The sequence below is a fragment of the Candidatus Symbiopectobacterium sp. NZEC135 genome, from assembly GCF_025962695.1.
The window spans coordinates 1-768 of the sequence record NZ_JAGFPF010001029.1 but is presented as its reverse complement, the minus strand read 5'-3'; the positions used below and the strand labels follow the sequence as shown (position 1 = coordinate 768).

General features: G+C 53.6%; 2 protein-coding genes. Both read left to right on the top strand.

The genetic code is table 11. The features are described from left to right. A partial coding sequence (locus J5224_RS32210) for an ABC transporter permease subunit (protein ID WP_264629016.1) occupies positions 1 to 440 on the top strand: 440 nt, incomplete at its 5' end. Beyond that, positions 430 to 768, top strand: a 339-nt coding sequence (locus tag J5224_RS32205; protein ID WP_264629015.1) for a sulfate/molybdate ABC transporter ATP-binding protein, incomplete at its 3' end; no start/stop codon positions are given. The genes J5224_RS32210 and J5224_RS32205, both read left to right, overlap by 11 nt.

The window sequence follows — 768 nt, the reverse complement described above, 5'->3', positions numbered from 1 at the left end:
CGGGGATCGTGCTGGCAACCATTTTTGTCACCTTGCCTTATGTGGCGCGCGAGCTGATTCCTTTGATGGAGCAGCAGGGCACTCAGGAGGAGGAGGCGGCCCGTTTGCTGGGCGCCAACGGCTGGCAGATGTTCTGGCACATCACGCTGCCCAATGTGAAATGGGCGCTGATTTACGGCGTGGTGCTTTGTACGGCACGAGCGATGGGCGAGTTTGGCGCGGTATCCGTGGTATCTGGCCATATTCGTGGTTTGACCAACACCTTACCGTTGCACATTGAGATCCTTTACAACGAATACAACATTGTAGCCGCTTTTAGCGTGGCGATTTTATTGTTGCTGATGTCGTTAGTGGTATTGCTGCTGCGCCAATGGAGTGAAGGGCGTCTGGCAAAACAGGTTGAGAAACACCAACAGGAGCTGGCTCCAAATGAGCATTGATATCCGTAATATAAACAAACAGTTTGGCCAGTTCCGGGCCTTGAATGAAATCAATCTGGCGATCAACAGCGGCGAGCTGGTGGCACTGCTCGGGCCGTCGGGCTGTGGCAAAACCACCTTGCTGCGCATTATTGCTGGCCTGGAAAAGCCGGACAGCGGACAGATTGTTTTTCACGGTGAAGATGTGTCGGTGCACGATGTGCGCGATCGCAACGTGGGATTTGTGTTCCAGCACTATGCGCTGTTTCGTCACATGACCGTCTTTGACAACGTGGCCTTTGGCTTACGCATGAAACCGCGCAGTATCCGTCCTTCCAAGCGCGATATT